This is a genomic window from Nocardioides sp. Root682, from assembly GCF_001427795.1.
GTDB lineage: Bacteria > Actinomycetota > Actinomycetes > Propionibacteriales > Nocardioidaceae > Nocardioides.
In genome coordinates this window covers 415,643-434,062 of sequence record NZ_LMHJ01000002.1, presented here as the reverse complement: position 1 = coordinate 434,062, position 18,420 = coordinate 415,643, and the positions used below count along the sequence as shown (strand labels likewise).

General features: G+C 68.6%; 15 protein-coding genes and 4 tRNA genes. 5 read left to right on the top strand and 14 right to left on the bottom strand.

The features are described from left to right. Nucleotides 1-9: 9 nt before the first annotated feature. The 10 genes from ASD84_RS14330 to ASD84_RS14285 all read right to left on the bottom strand — a co-directional run bounded on the left by ASD84_RS14330 (nt 10) and on the right by ASD84_RS14285 (nt 9,700). A complete protein-coding gene (locus tag ASD84_RS14330) occupies nt 10-738 on the bottom strand; it encodes a signal peptidase I (RefSeq protein WP_235531118.1) in 729 nt (242 codons plus the stop codon). Between the two features lie 27 nt (nt 739-765). Next, nucleotides 766-1,287, bottom strand: coding sequence for an alternate-type signal peptide domain-containing protein (locus tag ASD84_RS14325; protein WP_056711646.1), 522 nt, complete (start codon nt 1,285-1,287; stop codon nt 766-768). A gap of 235 nt (nt 1,288-1,522) precedes the next feature. Next, nucleotides 1,523-2,416 (bottom strand): pyridoxal 5'-phosphate synthase lyase subunit PdxS, encoded by an 894-nt coding sequence (gene pdxS, locus ASD84_RS14320; RefSeq protein WP_056711643.1) that lies wholly within the window; start codon nt 2,414-2,416, stop codon nt 1,523-1,525. A gap of 31 nt (nt 2,417-2,447) precedes the next feature. Beyond that, a complete protein-coding gene (gene pgsA, locus ASD84_RS14315; RefSeq protein ID WP_056711642.1) occupies nt 2,448-3,086 on the bottom strand; it encodes a phosphatidylinositol phosphate synthase in 639 nt (212 codons plus the stop codon). 92 nt (nt 3,087-3,178) lie between these two features. Then, entirely contained in the window at nt 3,179-3,736 is a 558-nt protein-coding gene (locus ASD84_RS14310) for an HIT family protein (protein WP_056711639.1), read from the bottom strand. After that, nucleotides 3,733-4,458, bottom strand: coding sequence for a TetR/AcrR family transcriptional regulator (locus ASD84_RS14305; RefSeq protein WP_056711637.1), 726 nt, complete (start codon nt 4,456-4,458; stop codon nt 3,733-3,735). Before ASD84_RS14305 ends, ASD84_RS14310 begins: the two co-directional genes overlap by 4 nt. Before the next feature lie 87 nt (nt 4,459-4,545). Continuing rightward, on the bottom strand, nt 4,546-5,532 hold the full coding sequence (locus ASD84_RS14300) for a hypothetical protein (RefSeq protein ID WP_056711635.1): 987 nt from the start codon (nt 5,530-5,532) through the stop codon (nt 4,546-4,548). Nucleotides 5,533-5,534: 2 nt separating this feature from the next. Beyond that, nucleotides 5,535-7,520 carry a threonine--tRNA ligase gene (gene thrS / locus ASD84_RS14295; protein ID WP_056711633.1) on the bottom strand — a complete coding sequence of 662 codons (1,986 nt, stop codon included), beginning with the start codon at nt 7,518-7,520 and terminating at the stop codon, nt 5,535-5,537. A gap of 183 nt (nt 7,521-7,703) precedes the next feature. Beyond that, nucleotides 7,704-7,775, bottom strand: a tRNA-Val gene (locus tag ASD84_RS14290). A 98-nt stretch (nt 7,776-7,873) separates the two neighbouring features. Next, the gene (locus ASD84_RS14285) at nt 7,874-9,700 is read right to left on the bottom strand and encodes a flavin-containing monooxygenase (RefSeq protein WP_056711631.1); all 1,827 of its coding nucleotides are present in this window, start codon (nt 9,698-9,700) and stop codon (nt 7,874-7,876) included. 92 nt (nt 9,701-9,792) lie between these two features. Here ASD84_RS14285 and ASD84_RS14280 point away from each other — a divergent pair, with 92 nt between their 5' ends. Beyond that, a complete protein-coding gene (locus ASD84_RS14280; protein WP_056711629.1) occupies nt 9,793-10,986 on the top strand; it encodes a GAF domain-containing protein in 1,194 nt (397 codons plus the stop codon). On the opposite strand, the gene ASD84_RS14275 is transcribed toward ASD84_RS14280, so the two are convergent. After that, nucleotides 10,960-11,787 carry an aminotransferase class IV gene (locus ASD84_RS14275; RefSeq protein WP_056711627.1) on the bottom strand — a complete coding sequence of 276 codons (828 nt, stop codon included), beginning with the start codon at nt 11,785-11,787 and terminating at the stop codon, nt 10,960-10,962. The two genes, ASD84_RS14280 and ASD84_RS14275, sit on opposite strands and share 27 nt — an antisense overlap. 144 nt (nt 11,788-11,931) lie before the next feature. Here ASD84_RS14275 and ASD84_RS14270 point away from each other — a divergent pair. The 3 genes from ASD84_RS14270 to ASD84_RS14260 all read left to right on the top strand — a co-directional run bounded on the left by ASD84_RS14270 (nt 11,932) and on the right by ASD84_RS14260 (nt 12,247). After that, nucleotides 11,932-12,004, top strand: a tRNA-Gly gene (locus ASD84_RS14270). A gap of 65 nt (nt 12,005-12,069) precedes the next feature. Continuing rightward, nucleotides 12,070-12,143 (top strand) — tRNA-Cys (locus tag ASD84_RS14265). 32 nt (nt 12,144-12,175) lie between these two features. Then, a tRNA-Val gene (locus ASD84_RS14260) sits at nt 12,176-12,247 on the top strand. 492 nt (nt 12,248-12,739) lie between these two features. Here ASD84_RS14260 and ASD84_RS14250 read toward each other — a convergent pair. Then, a complete protein-coding gene (locus ASD84_RS14250) occupies nt 12,740-13,972 on the bottom strand; it encodes a hypothetical protein (protein WP_056711623.1) in 1,233 nt (410 codons plus the stop codon). A 155-nt stretch (nt 13,973-14,127) separates the two neighbouring features. On the opposite strand from ASD84_RS14250, the gene ASD84_RS14245 reads away from it, so the two are divergent. Then, on the top strand, nt 14,128-15,789 hold the full coding sequence (locus ASD84_RS14245; RefSeq protein WP_082573609.1) for a patatin-like phospholipase family protein: 1,662 nt from the start codon (nt 14,128-14,130) through the stop codon (nt 15,787-15,789). A 508-nt stretch (nt 15,790-16,297) separates the two neighbouring features. Here the strand turns inward: ASD84_RS14245 and ASD84_RS14240 are convergent. Together ASD84_RS14240 and ASD84_RS14235 are read right to left on the bottom strand one after the other, a co-directional pair. Beyond that, nucleotides 16,298-17,404, bottom strand: coding sequence for a potassium channel family protein (locus ASD84_RS14240; protein ID WP_056711621.1), 1,107 nt, complete (start codon nt 17,402-17,404; stop codon nt 16,298-16,300). A 10-nt stretch (nt 17,405-17,414) separates the two neighbouring features. Further along, complete coding sequence (locus ASD84_RS14235) at nt 17,415-18,401, bottom strand: YihY/virulence factor BrkB family protein (RefSeq protein WP_082573508.1); 987 nt, start codon at nt 18,399-18,401, stop codon at nt 17,415-17,417. Nucleotides 18,402-18,420 lie beyond the last annotated feature (19 nt).

The window sequence follows — 18,420 nt, the reverse complement described above, 5'->3', positions numbered from 1 at the left end:
GAGGGATGTTCAGTGGTGGGTGTGGTCAGTGGTTCGGCCGCGCCGGGCCCTGATCAAGCGGTAAGCCAGGCCGAGGGCGACGAGTCCGAAGATTCCGGCGGCTGCGACTCGTGCGTTGGAGCTGCCATCGCGGGCCTGCCCTCCCTTGCCGTGGGTCTCGACCTGCTCTGTCACCCGGTGGATCTGTGCTTCAGCGACCTCGTCGACGACCTGCGTCTTCTTGCGCCGCCGGTCCCGGAAGCTCCCGACGAACATGAAGGCTGCGTACCCGACGAGACCCGCCGAGACAATCAGCACGGCAATCTGTCGCTGGCCCCCGTTGAGTGCGTTGTTCACGCGTCCGAGGAAAGGGACCGAGTACCACAACCGGCCCCTGACCTGGACCTCCTCGACCCCTTCGGGATCCGGGGAGTTGTTGGCATCGCCCTGTGTCGTGAGCACCTTCTCGCCGTCGAGCCGGGCGCTGACCCTGGTCACCCGGTGGGTCACCACCGTCGCCTTGCCCGACTCGAGCTGGTAGGTGATCACGTCGCCGACGGCGATCTCGTCGAACGGCACCGGCCTGACCACCACCAGCGTGCCCGGCGGGTAGTTCGGCTTCATCGAACCCGTGAGCACGGTGTAGGGAGCTGCACCGGCGAGCCGCGGTACCAACACCGCGACCGCCAGCACAGCCACCACACCGAGGATCACGAGCCATGAGACAACCTGACCGATCCAGCCGAGAGACTTGCGCACGGGCAGTCAGCCCAGTTCCGCGACGGATCAGTCGTGGACCTGGACGGCGTCCAGCGTGATCGCGCCGAGCGTGGCCGTCGACAGCTGCGAGTCGTTGTTCTCGGTCGCGCCGTACGGGTAGGCAACGGTGATCACGACGTCGACCGTGGTGGGCCCGTCGATCTCCACGTCGGTGGTCGCACCGACCAGCGCAGCGGAGACGGTCAGGGTGTCCGTGACCCCAGTGCCGAGGGTGATGTCGGCGACCGAGGCCGGGTCGATCTCGACCGTGGCCTTGAGGTGGTCGCCGGAGCCGTCGATCGTGACCTCGCAGGTCTGCTCGATCGTGTCGCCCGGGACGACGAGCGTCACCGGACCGGTGCCCTCGAGGTCAGCGGCGGAGTAGACCCAGCCGTCGCAAGTGCCCGTCGTCAGCGTCAGGCTGCCCGAGTCGATGCTTCCGCCGTCGACGTCGTCCGTGGCGGTCCAGAACGCGAGGGTGCCCGCACCACCCATGAGGAGAACGGCCGCAGATCCAGCTGCCAGCGCGCCCTTGGTTGACTTCTTCATGCCAAATCTCCGTCCCCGGGCCTGTGTCCCCAGGTCCGGATTTCGTTGAACATTGGTGAGGCGTTACTGCCTCTGATGTCAGAACGAAGAGGACCACGACGGGACACGCTGTGTTCAGGGAACCGGGACTTTGTCCCGATTCTTTACCAACGGGTCGGCACAATTTGTCAATCCATCGGTTCCGAGGGTCAGCGGGACCGACATGCGTCACTGCCGGACGACGTCCGGCAGGGGTTCACCAGCCGCGTTCGGCGAGCCGGTGCGGCTGCGGGATGTCCTCGACGTTGATGCCGACCATCGCCTCACCGAGTCCACGCGAGACCTTCGCGACCACGTCGGGGTCGTCGTAGAACGTGGTGGCCTTGACGATCGCCTCGGCCCGCTCAGCCGGGTTGCCGGACTTGAAGATGCCCGAACCCACGAACACGCCCTCGGCACCGAGCTGCATCATCATCGCCGCGTCCGCGGGGGTGGCGATGCCGCCGGCGGTGAAGAGAACGACGGGGAGCTTGCCGGTACGGGCGACCTCGGCGACCAGCTCGTACGGCGCCTGGAGCTCCTTGGCCGCGACGTACAGCTCGTCCTCGGGCAGCGACGACAACCGGCGCAGCTCGCCACGGATCGTGCGCATGTGGGTCACGGCGTTGGAGACGTCGCCGGTGCCGGCCTCGCCCTTGGAGCGGATCATGGCCGCGCCCTCGGTGATCCGGCGCAGCGCCTCACCCAGGTTGGTCGCACCGCACACGAAGGGAACCGTGAAGTTCCACTTGTCGATGTGGTTGGCGTAGTCGGCAGGGGTGAGGACCTCGGACTCGTCGATGTAGTCGACACCGAGGGACTGCAGGATCTGGGCCTCGGCGAAGTGACCGATGCGGGCCTTCGCCATCACCGGGATCGAGACCGCGGCGATGATCGAGTCGATCATGTCCGGGTCGCTCATCCTGGACACGCCACCCTGGGCACGGATGTCGGCCGGAACCCGCTCCAGGGCCATCACCGCAACCGCTCCGGCGTCCTCGGCGATCTTCGCCTGCTCGGCCGTGACGACGTCCATGATGACGCCACCCTTCAGCATCTCGGCCATGCCGCGCTTGACCCGGGTGGTGCCCTGTTCCTGCTGCTCGCTCATGCCGCCGATTCTACGGCGACCGGGTGAACCCTCACGCCCCGGGGGCAGCCTCGGCCGCGAGCGCCTGGCGTCGTACCTTCAGGACCCGGAACGCCACCGTGTAGGTGCTGGCGACCGCGAGCGTCCACAGCGTGACGTTCATCAGGATCGGCAGGTCGAAGATGTCCGACAACCCGGTCATCACGAGGATGGACACGAGCCGGTCGGCACGCTCGGCGATGCCGCCCTTGGCGTCCATGCCGAGGGACTCGGCGCGCGCACGGGCGTAGGACGTGACCGAACCCATGACCAGGCACCACAGGGACACGCAGAGGTAGAGATAGCTGTCGCCCTGACCGTCGCCGGTGCCGGCGAAGTAGAGCGCCAGGCCACCGAAGATGGCACCGTCGCCGATCCGGTCGAGGGTGGAGTCCCAGAAGGCTCCGAACTTCGACTCACGCCCCATCTCACGTGCCATGCGGCCGTCGATGAGGTCACTGAACACGAAGGCGGTGATGAACAGGACGCCGTAGAGCAGCTCGCCGCGCGGGAAGAACGCGAGCGCACCGACCACCACACCGATCGTGCCCACGAGGGTCACCGTGTCCGGGCTTATGCCCAACCGGATGAACAGGCGGACGAACGGGTACAGCACGGTCCCGCCCCAGAACTCCTTGAAGCGCTCCAACACGGGTCGGAACCTACCAGCGCGTCTCGATACTCCACTCGCTGGCGCTCGTCGCTACTCGACGACCTTGGTTGCCACAGCGCGACTCGCTGGCGCTACTCGACGACCTTGTCGGGCCACGCGTCGTGCAGGAGGTCCCGGGTCTGCTCCAGTAGTTGGGGCAGCGTCTTGGTGCCACCGATGACCGTCATGAAGTTGGAGTCGCCGGACCAACGCGGCACGACGTGCTGGTGCAGGTGGCCCGAGAGCGATCCTCCCGCTGCCTCACCGAGGTTGAGGCCCACGTTGAAGGCATGCGGCTGGGACACCGAGCGGATGGTGCGCAACGCGGCCTTGGTCAGCGCGGCGACCTCGACGGTCTCGTCGTCGGTCAGGTCGACGTAGTCGGCGACGTGCCGGTACGGCAACACCATGAGGTGCCCGGGGTTGTAGGGGTACAGGTTGACGACGACGTACGCCGTCTCCCCTCGTACGACGACCAGGTCGTCGTCCGTCGATGTGGCCGGCTCCGCCGTGATCCGGCAGAACGGGCACACCGGACGCGGCTCGGCATGCGCCGGCGGGTCTACGTCCTCCTCGCCCCGGACGTAGGCCATCCGGTGCGGCGTCCACAGCCGGTCCAGCCCGTCAGGAGCGGACTCTGCGCCGTTCACTCCCCGGCGCTCTCGGGAGACAGCGCCTGCAGGAGGTCGACGATCGGCAGGTCGGGCAGGTTGATGCCGCGAGAGAGAGCCAGACCGTTGATCTGCAGCCAGATCGACTCCGAGAGAATGCTGATGCAGACATCGATGCTGGGCGCTCGCACGTCGCGTTCGAGCCAACGACGAACGGCAGCGAAGACGGCGCCGATCATGCCGAAGACCCAGGGATCGAGCGCGGCCCGGTCGTCGTCGGTCAGCTCGACACCCACCGCGCCGACGACGATCGCCATCAGGCTCTCGATCCCCTCGGCGACCTGCTGCACGGCTTGGCCCAGCGGGCTCGGCCCCCAACCAGCGAGGTCGCGCTCGGCGAACCAGTAGAGACTCGGGTGGGCCTCGGCCCACCGGATGAAGCTGCCGACGATCCGGTGGATGATCTGGTCGGGCGTGCCGTCGTAGGAGAGCGCAGGCAGCAGGGCGGCGCCGACGTCCTCGCAGACCTGACGCTGGACGGCCCGGTCGAGGTCGGTGCGGTCCTCGAAGTGGCGGTAGATGACGGTGCGACTCATCCGGGCCTCGTCGGCAACCGCCTGCACCTGGATCTCCTCGCCAGGTGCCTGGCGTTCCATCACCGCGACGGCAGCGTCGATGATGACCTGCCGGCGCACCTGGTTGTGCTCCTGCCACCTGGTCCGGCGGCCGTCCAGCATCTCCGGACTGTCGTCCGAGTCCATCAACACTCCTGTCGTCCGGATCGCACCCCCGCGCGATCCGTGTTGCTCCGGTCGGCCCGGCTGCAGTCGCAGACTAGCCAACACCTCTCAGGTGAAGCGATGGAACCACTGTCCGAGGTCCCGCGCGACGCCCGGGCAGGTGACGTTCTGGTCCCGGCTCTCGGCCACCCACTGGCCCATCACGGCCGCGCCTCCCTGGATCGACCAGTCGTCGCCACAGCGGTTCAGCGCCTCGGCGCGCGAGGTCTTCCCTGCCGCCCTCCACTCGGGGACTCCCCCGAGCCGGAAGTTGCCGACGACCCGCGCATAGAGGTTGGGCGTGGAGTAGACGCCGATCCGGAAGCCGGCGTCGACGTACCCGCGGGCAACGCCCTCGATGACCGCTGCGTTGGCCTGGAGGTCGTCGCTCCACTCGAAGACCGGGACCGGCTCGACGTCGATCCAGACGATCGGGCTGAGCAGGCCGACCTTGCCCATGGTGCCGATGTTGTAGCGGGCCTGCTGGTAGCCGACGTTCTTGAGCCGGCCCTCTTTCGTCGACGCGTCGTGCGGGCCGTCGGCGCCGTACTCGTCGAGCGTCGCCTTGTCGGGATAGCTCGACACGGCGTAGACCGCGACCAACACGTCGTTGTCCTTCGCCCACTGCACCTGATCGGCCAGACAGGGGTTCGGCGTGAAGCCGGGGCCGTTGGTCAGGCCGAGCACGACGTACTCCGCCTCGGGCAGCGGCATCGGCATGCCCAGGCCCTGCTTCTCGGGGATCCCCATCCCCTTGGGGCACTGCGGCCAGCTCACGTCGCCGCCGAGCACCTCACCGTCGCGCGGGGCGATGTTGCTGGTGGGCTGGCTGCCCTTGCGGGCCGCCTCCTCCGCGGCCTGGGCGAGGTTGCTCGCGTCGGCCCCGGGGTCGCCGGCGTCCCCGCCGGGACGGCCAGTGTCGGTGGCCTCCGTGGCGCTGGCGGTCGTGCTGGTTGGCGGGCGCGGCGGAGCGCCGGCGGTCGGGTCGGTGGCGCCACATCCTGCGAACAGGACGAGCAGGACCGACGAGGCCGCGACCGACGCCCGCCGCCTCACGATCAGACCTGCGTACGGGTGGTGACGGCCTCGACGACCCGGGCAACGGCGTCCGCGATCGGCACCCCGTTGTCCTGGCGCCCGTCGCGGTACCGGAAGCTCACCGCACCGGCCTCGACGTCGTCCGCACCGGCGATCAGCATGAACGGCACCTTCTGGAGCTGTGCATTACGGATCTTCTTCTGCATCCGGTCGTCCGAGTCGTCGACCTCGACGCGAAGGCCCGCGGCCTTCATCTGCTTCGCGACGTCGTAGAGGTAGTCCGCGAACGCGTCGGCGACCGGGATCGCCTGCACCTGGACCGGGGCCAGCCACGGCGGGAACGCGCCGGCATAGTGCTCGACGAGGACGCCGAAGAACCGCTCCAGCGAGCCGAACTTCGCGGAGTGGATCATCACCGGCTGGTGCTTCTGGCCGTCGGCGCCGTTGTACTCGAGCTCGAACCGGGCCGGCTGGTTGAAGTCGTACTGGATCGTCGACATCTGCCAGGTGCGGCCGATCGCGTCGCGGCACTGGACCGAGACCTTGGGGCCGTAGAACGCGGCGCCGCCCGGGTCCGGGACGAGCTCCAGCCCGGACTCGATGCAGACGTCCTCGAGCACCTTGGTCGCGATCGCCCAGTCCTCGTCAGAGCCGACGAACTTGTCCGGCTTGGAGTCGTCACGCGTCGACAGCTCGAGGTAGAAGTCGTCGAGACCGAAGTCCTTGAGCAGGCCGAGCACGAAGTCCAGCAGGTGCTTGATCTCGCCGGGGGCCTGGTCGGCAGTGACGTAGGAGTGCGAGTCGTCCTGCGTCATGCCGCGAACCCGGGTCAGCCCGTGCACGACACCGGACTTCTCGTAGCGATAGACCGAGCCGAACTCGAACAGCCGCAGGGGCAGCTCCCGGTAGGAGCGCCCGCGCGACTTGTAGATCAGGTTGTGCATGGGGCAGTTCATCGGCTTCACCATGTAGTTCGACCCCTCGAACTCCATGGGCGGGAACATCGTGTCCGCGTAGTACGGCAGGTGGCCCGAGGTGTAGAAGAGCTGGTCCTTGGTGATGTGCGGGGTGCCGACGTAATCGAACCCGTCCTCGATGTGGCGCTGGCGGACGTAGTCCTCCATGACCCGCTTGATCACGCCACCCTTGGGGTGGAAGACCGCGAGGCCGGAGCCGATCTCGTCGGGGAAGCTGAACAGGTCGAGCTCGCGACCCAGCTTGCGATGGTCGCGGCGCTCGGCCTCCTCGATGCGGTGGAGGTGCTCGTCGAGCTCCTCCTTGCTCGGCCAGGCGGTGCCGTAGATCCGCTGGAGCTGCTTGTTCTTCTCGTCGCCGCGCCAGTACGCCGCGGCGCTGCGCATCAGCTTGAACGCCGGCACCCGCTTGGTGGTCGGCAGGTGCGGTCCGCGGCACAGGTCGGACCACTTGGCCTCACCGCTGCGGCCGATGTTGTCGTAGATCGTGAGCTCGGCACCACCGACCTCGACGCTGGCGCCCTCGGTGGAGTCGGCTCCGGCGCCACCCTTGAGGCCGATCAGCTCGACCTTGTAGGGCTCGTCCTTGAGCTCCTCGAGAGCGGCCGCGTCCGTGGTGACCCGACGCTCGAAACGCTGGTTCTCCTTGATGATCTTGCGCATCGCCGACTCGATCTTGACGAGGTCCTCGGGCACGAACGGGGTCTCGACGTCGAAGTCGTAGTAGAAACCGTTGGCGATCGGCGGACCGATGCCGAGCTTGGCCGCCGGGAAGAGCTGCTGCACGGCCTGGGCGAGGACGTGGGCGGTCGAGTGGCGCAGGATGTCGAGGCCGTCGGGGCTGCCGATGGCCACGCCCTCGACCTCGTCACCGTCCGCGAGCTCGTAGGACAGGTCCTTGAGCTCGCCGCCGACCCGCGCTGCGATCACGTCGGCGTCGTCGCGGAAGAGCTCCCAGGCCTTCGTGCCCGTGGTGACCGTCGAGTCCTGGCGCGCTTCGGCGGACAGTACGGCGACCTTGATGTCGGACACGAATGACTCCTTGCTGGTGGTTCCCGAGACGTGCTGAAACGCGGCCGGATGGCTGGGTGTCGATCGTACCGACCGAGGCGCCCGTGCCGCGCGGGAGTAAGGAACCTCGTCGAGCGGCTCCGCGCAGGACGCCCGGAATGCGTCGAGGCCGGCCCCTTGCGGGACCGGCCTCGGCTGATCGGGTGGGCGATACTGGGTTCGAACCAGTGACCTCTTCGGTGTGAACGAAGCGCGCTACCACTGCGCCAATCGCCCGATCATGATGCGGCGCAGACTTTAGCGCATCTCGATCATGTCACCGGAATCGGGCCGGGTCGTCGTACCCCTGCCGTCACTGTGCGGTCGCCGGGTCCTCACCCGAGGTGGTGCACCTCCTGGAGCCGGTGGACCGGAGTCTCGAGGCCGGCGTGCCGCGCCTTGAGCTGCAGCGCGAGGTACAGCGAGTAGTGGCGCGACTGGTGCAGGTTGCCGCCGTGGAACCAGAGGTTCTCCTGCTGGGTGGGCTTCCACATGTTGCGCTGTTCCCCTTCCCACGGGCCGGGGTCCTTGGTGGTGTCGGATCCCAGTCCCCAGACCTTCCCGACGCGGTCCGCGACCTCCTGGCTGATCAGGTCGGCGGCCCAGCCGTTCATCGAGCCGTAGCCGGTGGCGTAGACGACGAGGTCGGCGGGAAGCTCCGTGCCGTTCTCGAGCACGACGGCGTGCTCGTCGAGGTGGTCGACCTCGCCCTTGGCCAGCTTCACGTCACCGCTCGCGACGAGCTCGGCTGCGCCGACGTCGATGTAGTAGCCCGAGCCGCGGCGCAGGTACTTCATGAACAGGCCGGAGCCGTCGTCACCCCAGTCGAGATCGAAGCCCGCGGCCGTCATCCGGTCGTAGAAGTCCTTGTCACGCTCCTTCATCTGCTCGTACAGCGGGATCTGGAACTCGTGCATGATCCGGTAAGGCAGCGACGCGAAGACCAGATCGGCCTTCTCGGTCGTGACACCGGCCTCCAGAGCCCGCTCGGAGTAGAGGTCGCCGAGGCCGATGTCCATGAGCGTGTCGCTCTTGACGATGTGCGTGGAGGAACGCTGCACCATCGTCACGTCGGCACCGTGCTCCCACAGCGCCCCGCAGATGTCGAAGGCGGAGTTGTTGCTGCCGATGACCACGACCTTCTTGCCCGTGTAGGCGTCGGGACCCGGGTGCTGGGAGGAGTGGTGCTGTTCACCGGCGAAGACGTCCTGACCCGGGATGGCCGGGACGTTGGCCTTGCCGGACATCCCGGTGGCCATGACCAGCTGGGTGGGCTTGAGCACGAGCGGCTTGCCCTCGCGCTCCAGGTGGACCGTCCACTCCCCTGCCGCCTCGTCGTAGGCGGCGCTGGTCGCGATCGTGTTGGACCAGTAGGGCACCTCCATCACCTGGGTGTAGAACTCGAGCCAGTCGCCGACCTTGTCCTTCGGTGCGAAGACGGGCCAGTTGTCCGGGAACTTGAGGTACGGAAGGTGGTCGTACCAGACCGGGTCGTGCAGGCACAGCGACTTGTAGCGGTTGCGCCACTGGTCGCCGGGTCGCGGGTGCTTGTCGATGACCAGCGCCGGTACGCCGAGCTGGCGGAGCCGGGCGCCGAGGGCGATGCCACCCTGACCGCCACCCACGACGAGCACGTACGGCTGGGTCTCGACCCCGAGGGCAGCGTCCTCCGCGCGGCGCTTCTCCGCCCACGTCACCCGCTCCCGGGTCGCGCCGTGCTCGGCGCCCATCGGGCGTCGTACTCCGCGAGGCTCCTCGTGGCCCTTGAGCTCGTAGAGGGTGGTCAGGAACGTCCACGCCTTCGGCCCGTCCTCGTCGACGAGCCGGAGCAGGCCGCGGCCACGGCCGACGGCGGTCTCGAACTCGAACCACGCGGTCGTGACGCCGTCGGCGGTCGTCGCCGGCTCGGAGAGCCGGAAGCCGCTCGGATCGACCCGATCGAGGGTCTGGGCGAGGAGGTCGGCCACGCCGTCCGGGTTCTCGACGGTGGTGAGGTTCCAGGAGAAGGCGACCAGGTCCCGCCAGAAGCTGGTGGCGGCGAAGAGACCGGCAGCGCGGTCGATGTCACGGGCGGCCAGGGCGTCCTCGAAGGCGGCGAACCAGGTGGTCGCGGGATCTTCGGGCACCCCGGTGGTCAAGGGACGTTCGTCGAGTTGGGTCATGTCCTCAGGACACTGCGGCACAGCTCCCGGGCGGAACCGTTGCACGTTGTTGCATGTGGTCCCGGTCACATGGGCGGACCTACAGTTGCTGCATGCCCGCACCCACCGATCTGGCGGCGCGAGCTCGTGACCTGGTCCGGATCCACGACGCCGTGCTCTCCGGTGGTGCGCCCCAGGAACGACCGCGGGCGGTGGTCGCCCGGTCGTGGAACCGGGTGCTCGGTCTCGGCGTCGATCCCGACGGACGCAACGGCCGCGATCCGCTGGCCCCCTTCGAGGTCGACGAGCGGCGGCGGACGTCCCGGTTGTCGTTGGTGATCGACGAGATCCGGGAGCTCCTGCTCAGCGCCGCCGACGCGTCGAACTACCTCGTCGTGGTCGCCGATGCCGACGGGATCGTGCTGTGGCGCAGCGGTTCGCCGCGGGTGAAGCGGCAGGCCGACACCCTCGGGTTCGCCGAGGGCGCGGTCTGGACCGAGAGCGCCGTCGGCACCAACGCCATCGGTACGGCGCTGGAGGAGTCGGCACCGGTGCAGCTGTTCTCCGCGGAGCACTTCGAGAACGCCCAGGTGCCCTGGTACTGCACGGCCTCACCCATCCACGACCCGATCGACGGCACGCTGCTCGGCATCGTCGACGTCAGCGGACCGGCCCTCACGCTGCACCCGGCGATCGAGGCTCTCGTGACGGCTTCGGTGCGGCTCGCCGAGGCCCGGCTGTGGCGGCACCACGAGGAGGGCCTCGAGCTGCTCCGTCGTACGGCGGAGCCGCTGCTGTCCGGCGCCAACGGACCGTTGCTCGTGGTCGATGACCACGGCTGGGTCGCCGCACACCAGGGCGTCGCCGTACGCGACCGGGTCGAGGCTCCGCGGGCGGACCGGGTGCTCGCCGTACCCGGACTGGGCCTGTGCCTGCCGGAACGGTTGCGCGGCGGTTGGCTGATCCGGCCCTCGGCCGAGGGACACGTCCTGCGCGCCACTCTCGACCTGACCGTGTCCCCGGCGATGCTGGAGGTCACCGGCGGCGACGCGCCGTGGCGCGTGGTGCTCACCCCGCGCCACGCGGAGATCGTCGCTCTACTGGGGGCCGCCGGGCGCACCGGCGTCACCGCAGCCACCCTCAGCCACCGCTTGTACGGCGACGGGGAGCACCAGGTGACGGTCCGGGCCGAGGTGTCGCGCATGCGGCGCGCACTCGGTGCGCTGCTGGCGACGAACCCCTACCGGCTGGGCGCCGGCGTCGAGCTCACGGTGCTGCGCTCAGCGATCGAAGCCGAGCAGCTCTGACTCGCGCTCGCGCCACGTTGCGGCCGCCGCACGGGTGATCGGCCCCGGCGCCGGGAGCTCGCGGTCGTCCCACAGGCGCACGCCCTGGACGTCGCGGGTCGTGGAGGCCAGGAAGATCTCGTCGGCCGCGGCGGCCACCGCCAGCGGCTCGTCGACCTCGCGGGCACCGAACCACTCCAGGACCAGGTCGCGGGTGACGCCGGCGAGGCAGCCGCTGGCCAGCGTGGGGGTGCGGAGCTCCCCGTCGACCACGTAGAACACGTTGGTCCCGGTGCCCTCGCAGAGGTGGCCGGCGAGGTTGGCGAAGATCGCCTCCGTCGCCCCCTTGGCCCGGGCGGCCTCCAGCGCCACCACGTTCTCCGCGTACGACGTCGTCTTCAGGCCCGCCAGGGCACTGCGCTCGTTGCGCGGCCACGGGACGGTGATCACGGAGGTCGTCTCGGCCGCCACGTCCATCGGCGAGGCCACCACGATCAACGTCGGCGGCTCGCCTCCGCGCCCGGACCCCAGCGGCGCATTGCCGCCCGTCACCGTGATCCGCAGGCGACCCAGCGGCATCGGGTCCCCGTCGAGCACGGCAGCCACTCCCCGCCGTACGGCGTCGGGCGAGAGGCCGACCAGCCCCAGACCCGCAGCGGACCGCTCGAGCCGATCCAGGTGGCGCTGGAACGCGAACGGCTGGCCGTCGATGACCTTGACCGCCTCGAACACCGCGTCACCGACGGTCAGCCCGTGGTCGGTGACGGGCACCGCAGGAGCGGTCGCATCGGGCAACAACTGGTCATTGATCCACACGCGCATGGGCCCAGCCTAGAAGCACCGTTCACAGGACGAACGCCGCCGCGACATCCCGAAGGTGGGGCCCGTTTTGGCACCACCCACCCCATCGGCTAATGTTCTGACGCGCACCAGAACAGGGTCGAAAACCCCTGAGGCGGCGTGCATGCGGACATAGCTCAGTTGGTAGAGCGCAACCTTGCCAAGGTTGAGGTCGCGAGTTCGAGTCTCGTTGTCCGCTCGGAGAGGTCAGACCCACTGGCTGACCAGGTCAGTCCAGATTTTGTTGGTTTGGGTGGCCTTCGCGGTGGGTTGGCCGAGAGGCGAGGCAACGGACTGCAAATCCGTGTACACGGGTTCAAATCCCGTACCCACCTCCACAGCACAACTTCAAAGATCAAAGATTCACCACGGGCGATTGGCGCAGCGGTAGCGCGCTTCCCTGACACGGAAGAGGTCACTGGTTCAAACCCAGTATCGCCCACACAAGAGAACCAGCCCCTGACCTGCACGAACTGCAGATCAGGGGCTGCTTCGATTTCGGAGCGTGCGACCCACGTGCAAGGGGACCCCTGGCTGCCCAGCGCCGTCGTCGTCGGACCCTGGCCACGGTCGAGAGCACTCAACACCCCGCTGCTCGAACGTCTGTTCTATTGTCAGAGCATGTCAGGCGTCCGGCACGTGTGGGTTCGGCCGGCGTTCGTGCCAGTCGAGATGCCGGGCCTGGTGCTGCTGTGGAAGCCCACGCCAAATGGCTGGCAGGCGCTCGTGACGTGGGTCGACCCGGTCGGGCGGATCACGACGGACTGGTGTGATCCGAGCACCCTGCGGCCGATCGAGGGACGACCGAGCACTGGATCCCGATACGGGTGAGGCCGGTATGGCCGACAGCTGTGGACGTGGTGGACGTGGTGGACGAGGAGTCCCAGCAATCCACCAATAGGTTCGATCCGTGCGGCGTACGACGCGTGAGCGGTCAGCCCGCTGACCACTTGTTCTTGGACTGCAGAGCACCCGGGAAGAAGTCCTTGCCCCACCGCTCACCGATCCGCTCGAACGGCTTGAAGTCGTCGTGCAACACCTTGCCGGCCTTGTCCTTGACGACCTGCACCTTCGAGCCACCACCCATGACGTCGTCCCACTCCTCCTGGGTCTCGCCGTACTCCGTGCGCTTCCCGTGCGCCACGTGATCGACTCCGATCGCGTGCCCGAACTCGTGTGCGGCGGTGGACTGGTCCGCCACCAACGGGGTGATCTTCCCCGTTACCGGGTCCCTCGGCTGCCCCTGGTACTGCTCCCGCTTCTTCACGACTCCTGCATCGGGAGCCATGGCACCGCGGCGCTCCCCCGTCTTCAGGTCGGTGCTGATCTCCCCGGCTTCGTACGTCGTGTTCTTGAGGTCGATCGGCAGGTGCTCGCCGCCATCGACCCACAACACGGTGACCTGGGTCTTGAAGGACGGCACCTTGAGGCCCGCCGAGTACGCCGGTCTGACGTTGCCCTTCCCCGACCACGTCGACTCCACGACCGACTTGAACTGCGCCTTGAAGGTCTCGATCTCCTTGGGGCTGGGCGGCGGGTCGCCGCCGGGCACGACCTTCGCCTTGAAGATCAAGGAGATCAGCCCGGACGTCGGCTCGACGAACGCGTCGAACCGTCCGTCGAAGTCGCCACGTTCGAATGTCTTGGCGTCCTTCGGTGCTCCGACGTACTTCATGATGTCGGTGATCTGGTCGATCGGCAGCGATCCGAGCTCGCTGGCCGTCGCCGTCGCGTACGCCTTCCAGTCCCCCTTCATCGTGACCGCGTTCATCGCCGCCACCAGCCGGGGCCCGCCGACGAAGGCGCCGGCGACCTTGTCGGTACGCGCTGCAGCCGGTTCGAGAGTCGCCAGCGCAGCGAGCAACTGGGGCATGGCGAAGCCCTGGATGTCAGCCAGCGGCTTCTCGTTGTCCTTGTCGCGCTGGACCGTGGCGGTGCGCTGCACGGCCGCGGTGCGCTGCACGGCCGCGGCGCGCTGGACAGCGGCGGACGCTGTCCGGTTGCCGGCCAGGCGCTGGAGTGCGGCGAGCTGCTTCGAGGCTCCGACACGACCGGCAGCGGTGATCAGCCCCAGCGCCGGGCTGCCCACCTGGGCGACGTCGGCGGACGCAGCAGCACGGGCGGTTGCGGGCGCCTCAGGCGTCGGCGCGCGCTCGTGCTCCCCCATCTGCCGACGCTACTGACAAGTCGTCACGCGACAGTAGATGCCGGCGGGCGCCCAGTCGGGCAGCGAGGACTGCCCCAACGGCCCGCCGACAGCACTGCCGACGCGGACAGCGAGTTCAGGTGCGCGAGTGGTGCCGCGTGCGCGACGCTGTCCGGATGCGCCTCCCGATTCGTGGTCGAGTCCAGCCTCCGCTGTTCCCACCGGGCCTCGACGACCCGATCACCGGGGTGCCGGTGGCGCCCGACCCCTCGCGGGACCCGTCGTTCGCGCTCCAGAAGCTCGAACGAGCTCTCGTGCGCGCACACGTCGACGCTCCTGACGCGATGACCGAGGTCGAGGTACGTCGCCTCCGCTACCTGATCAGCTTCGCCCGGCTGACCGCGTTCGAACCCGGCGCCGCCGGCCCGCAGGGCACGCGGGGCCGCGGCGACGTGGACGTGACCGAGGACCTCGCACCCTGGCGCGACACCGTCATCGACAAGCTCACCGGTCCCTTGCGCCGTGAACAGGACCCGGCGAAGCGCCTGGCCGGGGCCCGCGAGGTCTACCACGAGCTGGAGGAACAGCAGACCGAGCAGCGGCGACTGCTGCTGGAACGACGTGGCAAGGACTTCAGCGCGGCCGAGCTCGACGCGGAGGTCGGCTACAAGAGCCTTGCCCTGGTGCTCGGCGGGGGCGGTGGCGCCGGCTTCGTCTACGTCGGCGCGATGCGGCGTCTCATCGAGAGCGACATCGAACCCGACTACGTCATCGGGGCGTCGATCGGCGCCATCCTCGGTGCCCTGTTCGCCCGGCAGACGCCGATCCCGTTCGACGACTACCTCGAGTTCGCCCGGTCACTGAGCTACCGGGCCCTGCTGGGCCCGGAGCCCGCACGACGCAAGCACGGACTCACCAGCGTCCTGTCGCTGCGCCTCGACGAGTTCGCGGCGCCGCTCTTCGAGCGCCCCGACGGCGACCAGATGAGGATGGAAGACCTCGCCATCCCGTACGACGCCGTCGTCGCCGGCGTGCACCAGCAGCTGTTCTCGCGCCTGCCCGCACGGTTCCGCCGCCAGGAGATGGCGATGGTGAAGCTGCGTTCGCTCCCGGTCATCCCGATCGGACTCGGGCCCGCGATCGTCAGCCGCCTGTGGCAGGCCGCCTCCTTCATCGACTCCCGTGTAGTCAAGCCACTGGTCCTGGGGGACGACGACCTGACCCGGCAGTTCAACGTGGTCGACGCGGTGTCGTTCTCCGCGGCGATCCCCGGCGTGCTCCACCACGAGACGAAGGACCCACGGATGGTCCCCCTTCTCGACCGGTTCCTCGCCGAGAAGGAGGTCGCGGCGCTGGTCGACGGCGGCGCGGCGAGCAACGTGCCCGTCGAACAGGCATGGATCAAGGTGCAGCGTGGCCGGATCGGCACGCGCAACGCGATGTACCTCGCGCTGGACTGCTTCCACCCGCAGTGGGACCCGCGCCAACTGTGGCTGACGCCGATCACTCGTGCCGTTCAGCTCGGCATGGTCCGCAACGCGCCGTACGCCGATCAGCTCCTGCGGATGAGCCCCACCCTCTCCCCCGTCACGCTCGCACCGTCGCCGGAGGCGCTGGACCAGGCGGTCGAGTGGGGGCATGCCTCGATGGACGAGGCCATGGTGTTCGTGAACCGGATGCTCGAGCCGGTCTGGTGGGAGGGCGATGCGCCGGCGTACGCCGATCGCTCGGGTCGCCGGGCGCGGGTCTCCATGGCTCCGCCGATGCGTCCGATCATCGCCGCGGCGCAGGGATCGCGCGACGCGTTGCGCCGATTCCGGGACCGTCACTTCAGCTGAGAGCGACGGCCGACCAAGAACTGGCTGAGAACAAAGTCAAGACTCTGGCATTTGCCCACGCGGCAGCGCCCGTTGCCACTAACGTCCACCGCGGGATCCCAACCGCGCCCGACGGTCCCCACACACGCCGGGCGCGAGCCGTGTCCCGCTTGGCATTCATGTCGGGCGGGACACGTGTTCCCGGCCGTCCCCGGTCAGCTCGCGGCGACGTCCACGTCACCGGAGCACTCGTTGCAGCGGATGCGGTGCTCCCCCCTGTCGGCCGGCTCACCGAAGAGTCGGCGATGCCAACGCGTCTGCTCGGTGCGCCGGAAACAACTCGGGCACCACTCATGCCTGACCCACGGTCCGTAGTTCTTCCCCACGTCCCTCACCCTGCCGTGCCGCACGTCCGATGTCGCGCTCCGACCGGGCAATTCCCACCCGCCGGAGGAGGTCTGCACGATCGGCGGCGAAGGGTCTAGTCCCAATGAACCATTGGTCCCACCAGCGGTCCCAGGGAACTGGTCTAGTCCTCGTCGTTGGCGAAGTCCTCGTTGTGGGTCCCGGGCCGCGGCGCCCACGGCAGCTCCTTGGCCGGGCGTACGACGACCAGCCGGTCGCCCCGCGCGAGCAGGGTCACCACGGGGTCGAAGTAGCGGTACACCTTCTCGTCGCGGACCACCGCGATCACCTGGTCCGGCAGCGACTGCGGCGGCATGCCGACCTCGTTGACGAGCAGCTCCCGCTCGGCGACCTCGAGGCCCTCGCCATAGGTCAGCAGGTCCTCCATCACCGATCCGAGGGTCGGGGACAACGTGGACAGGCCGAGCAGGCGCCCGACCGCGTCGGACGAGGTGATCACGGAGTCGGCGCCGGACTGACGCATCAGCGGAGCGTTCTCCTGCTCGCTCACCGACGCGACGATCCACGCATCCGGGTTGAGCTGCCGCACGGTCAACGCGGCGAGCACGTTGGAGTCGTCCCGGCCGGTGGTGATGATGACCTGGTCGGCCTCCGCAACACCGGCTCGGTGCAGAACCCCCCTGCGCGTCGCGTCGCCGGTGACGACGGCCAGCTGGTCGGCGTGCGCATCGGCCATGGCCACGGGGCTCGGGTCGACGACGACCACGTGCTCGCGTTGCAGCCCGTTGTTGACCAGGGTCTCGACGGCGCTGCGTCCCTTGGTGCCGTATCCGATCACCACGACGTGGTGTCCCATGTTCTTCCTCCATCGAGCGATGCGGAACATCTCGCGGCCGCGCTGCGCCAACACCTCGAGGGTGGTGCCGATCAAGAGCACGAGGAACGCGATACGGGCCGGGGTGATGATGAACGCGTTGACCAGACGCGCTGGATCGCTGACCGGGGCGATGTCGCCGTACCCGGTCGTGCTGAGGGTGACGGTCGTGTAGTAGATGGCATCGACCAGGGAGATCGTGCCGAACGGGTCGGCCGTGGTGGCGTCACCAGCGTCGCGGTAGCCCTCCCGGTCGAAGTACACGAGCATGACCGTGCCGGCCATGATCGCGAAGGCCAGGAGCAGGCGGCGCCCCAGCTCCCACCACGGAGAGCGGGTTCGTTCGGGCAGGGCGATGCGCCCCACGTTCGCCGACACTGGTGCTTCGAGACCCACGGCCCCGAACCTAGTCCACCGGCTCGGGCGTACGCCGCAGGAGTCGCGTCATGAGTTCCCGGCGTGCCCGCTGGGTGGTCTCCTGAGGGAAGACCTCGTCGAAGGCCGCGTTGACGCCCGCGCCGATCAGGACGGCCAACGCCGCGATGTAGAGCCAGATCAGGATGGCGATCGGGGCGGCCAGCGGGCCGTAGATGGAGTGCGAGTCCTGGGCGGTCACCGTCAGCACCCAGCGGAGCAGGTAGGACCCGCCGAGCCACATGACCAGCGAGAACGTCGCGCCGGGGAGGTTGAAGCTCCACTTCGTCCGGACCGGCACCGACACGTGGTAGAGCGTGGCGAGGAAGCAGATGCAGACCACGACGACCAGCGGCCAGTAGAACTCGATCAGGAAGTCCGCACGGTTGGGCAGCCACGAGCGCACCAGGCGCGGCCCGGCCACCATCAGCGGCAACGTGATCGCGCCCGTGACCACGGCGAGGATGTACAGGACGAAGGACAGTGCCCGGGTCTTCACGATCCCGCGGTCACCACCGAGCCCGTGCATGATCGTGATGGTGTCGACGAAGACGTTGAGCGCCCGCGAACCGGACCAGAGCGCGAGCACGAAGCCGAGCGAGATGACGTCGAAGCGCCCGCCCTGGAGCACGTCGTCCATCGTCGGCGTGATCACCTTGCTGACCGCGGTGTCGGTGAGGAAGCGCGAGAAGAGCTCGGTGACCGCTCGACGTACCTCTTCGACCTGACCGGGAGTGAAGTGCTCGGTCACGTAGCCGACCCCGCCGGCCATCGCGAAGATCAACGGCGGGACGGAGAGCACCGCGAAGAACGCGCCTTCGGCAGCAAGCCCGGTCACGCGGTACCTCAGGCAGGACCCGACGGTCGTGACGATCAGCCGCCACACGACATGGAGGAAGCTGCGCACCGGCTGCGGGAGCCGGTCCAGCGCAGCTCGGAGGGACGACGGCCGGGGCTGGGGTCCCGGATCGTCAGCCATGGGAGTCACGCTATCTGTC

Excerpts from the sequence above, each read along its gene's own strand:
- ASD84_RS14325 (WP_056711646.1), bottom strand. The coding sequence starts at position 1,287 with ATGAAGAAGTCAACCAAGGGCGCGCTGGCAGCTGGATCTGCGGCCGTT.
- pdxS (WP_056711643.1), bottom strand. The coding sequence starts at position 2,416 with ATGAGCGAGCAGCAGGAACAGGGCACCACCCGGGTCAAGCGCGGCATG.
- ASD84_RS14305 (WP_056711637.1), bottom strand. The coding sequence starts at position 4,458 with ATGGACTCGGACGACAGTCCGGAGATGCTGGACGGCCGCCGGACCAGG.
- ASD84_RS14285 (WP_056711631.1), bottom strand. The coding sequence starts at position 9,700 with ATGACCCAACTCGACGAACGTCCCTTGACCACCGGGGTGCCCGAAGAT.
- ASD84_RS14280 (WP_056711629.1), top strand. The coding sequence starts at position 9,793 with ATGCCCGCACCCACCGATCTGGCGGCGCGAGCTCGTGACCTGGTCCGG.
- ASD84_RS14275 (WP_056711627.1), bottom strand. The coding sequence starts at position 11,787 with ATGCGCGTGTGGATCAATGACCAGTTGTTGCCCGATGCGACCGCTCCT.
- ASD84_RS14250 (WP_056711623.1), bottom strand. The coding sequence starts at position 13,972 with ATGGGGGAGCACGAGCGCGCGCCGACGCCTGAGGCGCCCGCAACCGCC.
- ASD84_RS14245 (WP_082573609.1), top strand. The coding sequence starts at position 14,128 with ATGCGCCTCCCGATTCGTGGTCGAGTCCAGCCTCCGCTGTTCCCACCG.
- ASD84_RS14235 (WP_082573508.1), bottom strand. The coding sequence starts at position 18,401 with ATGGCTGACGATCCGGGACCCCAGCCCCGGCCGTCGTCCCTCCGAGCT.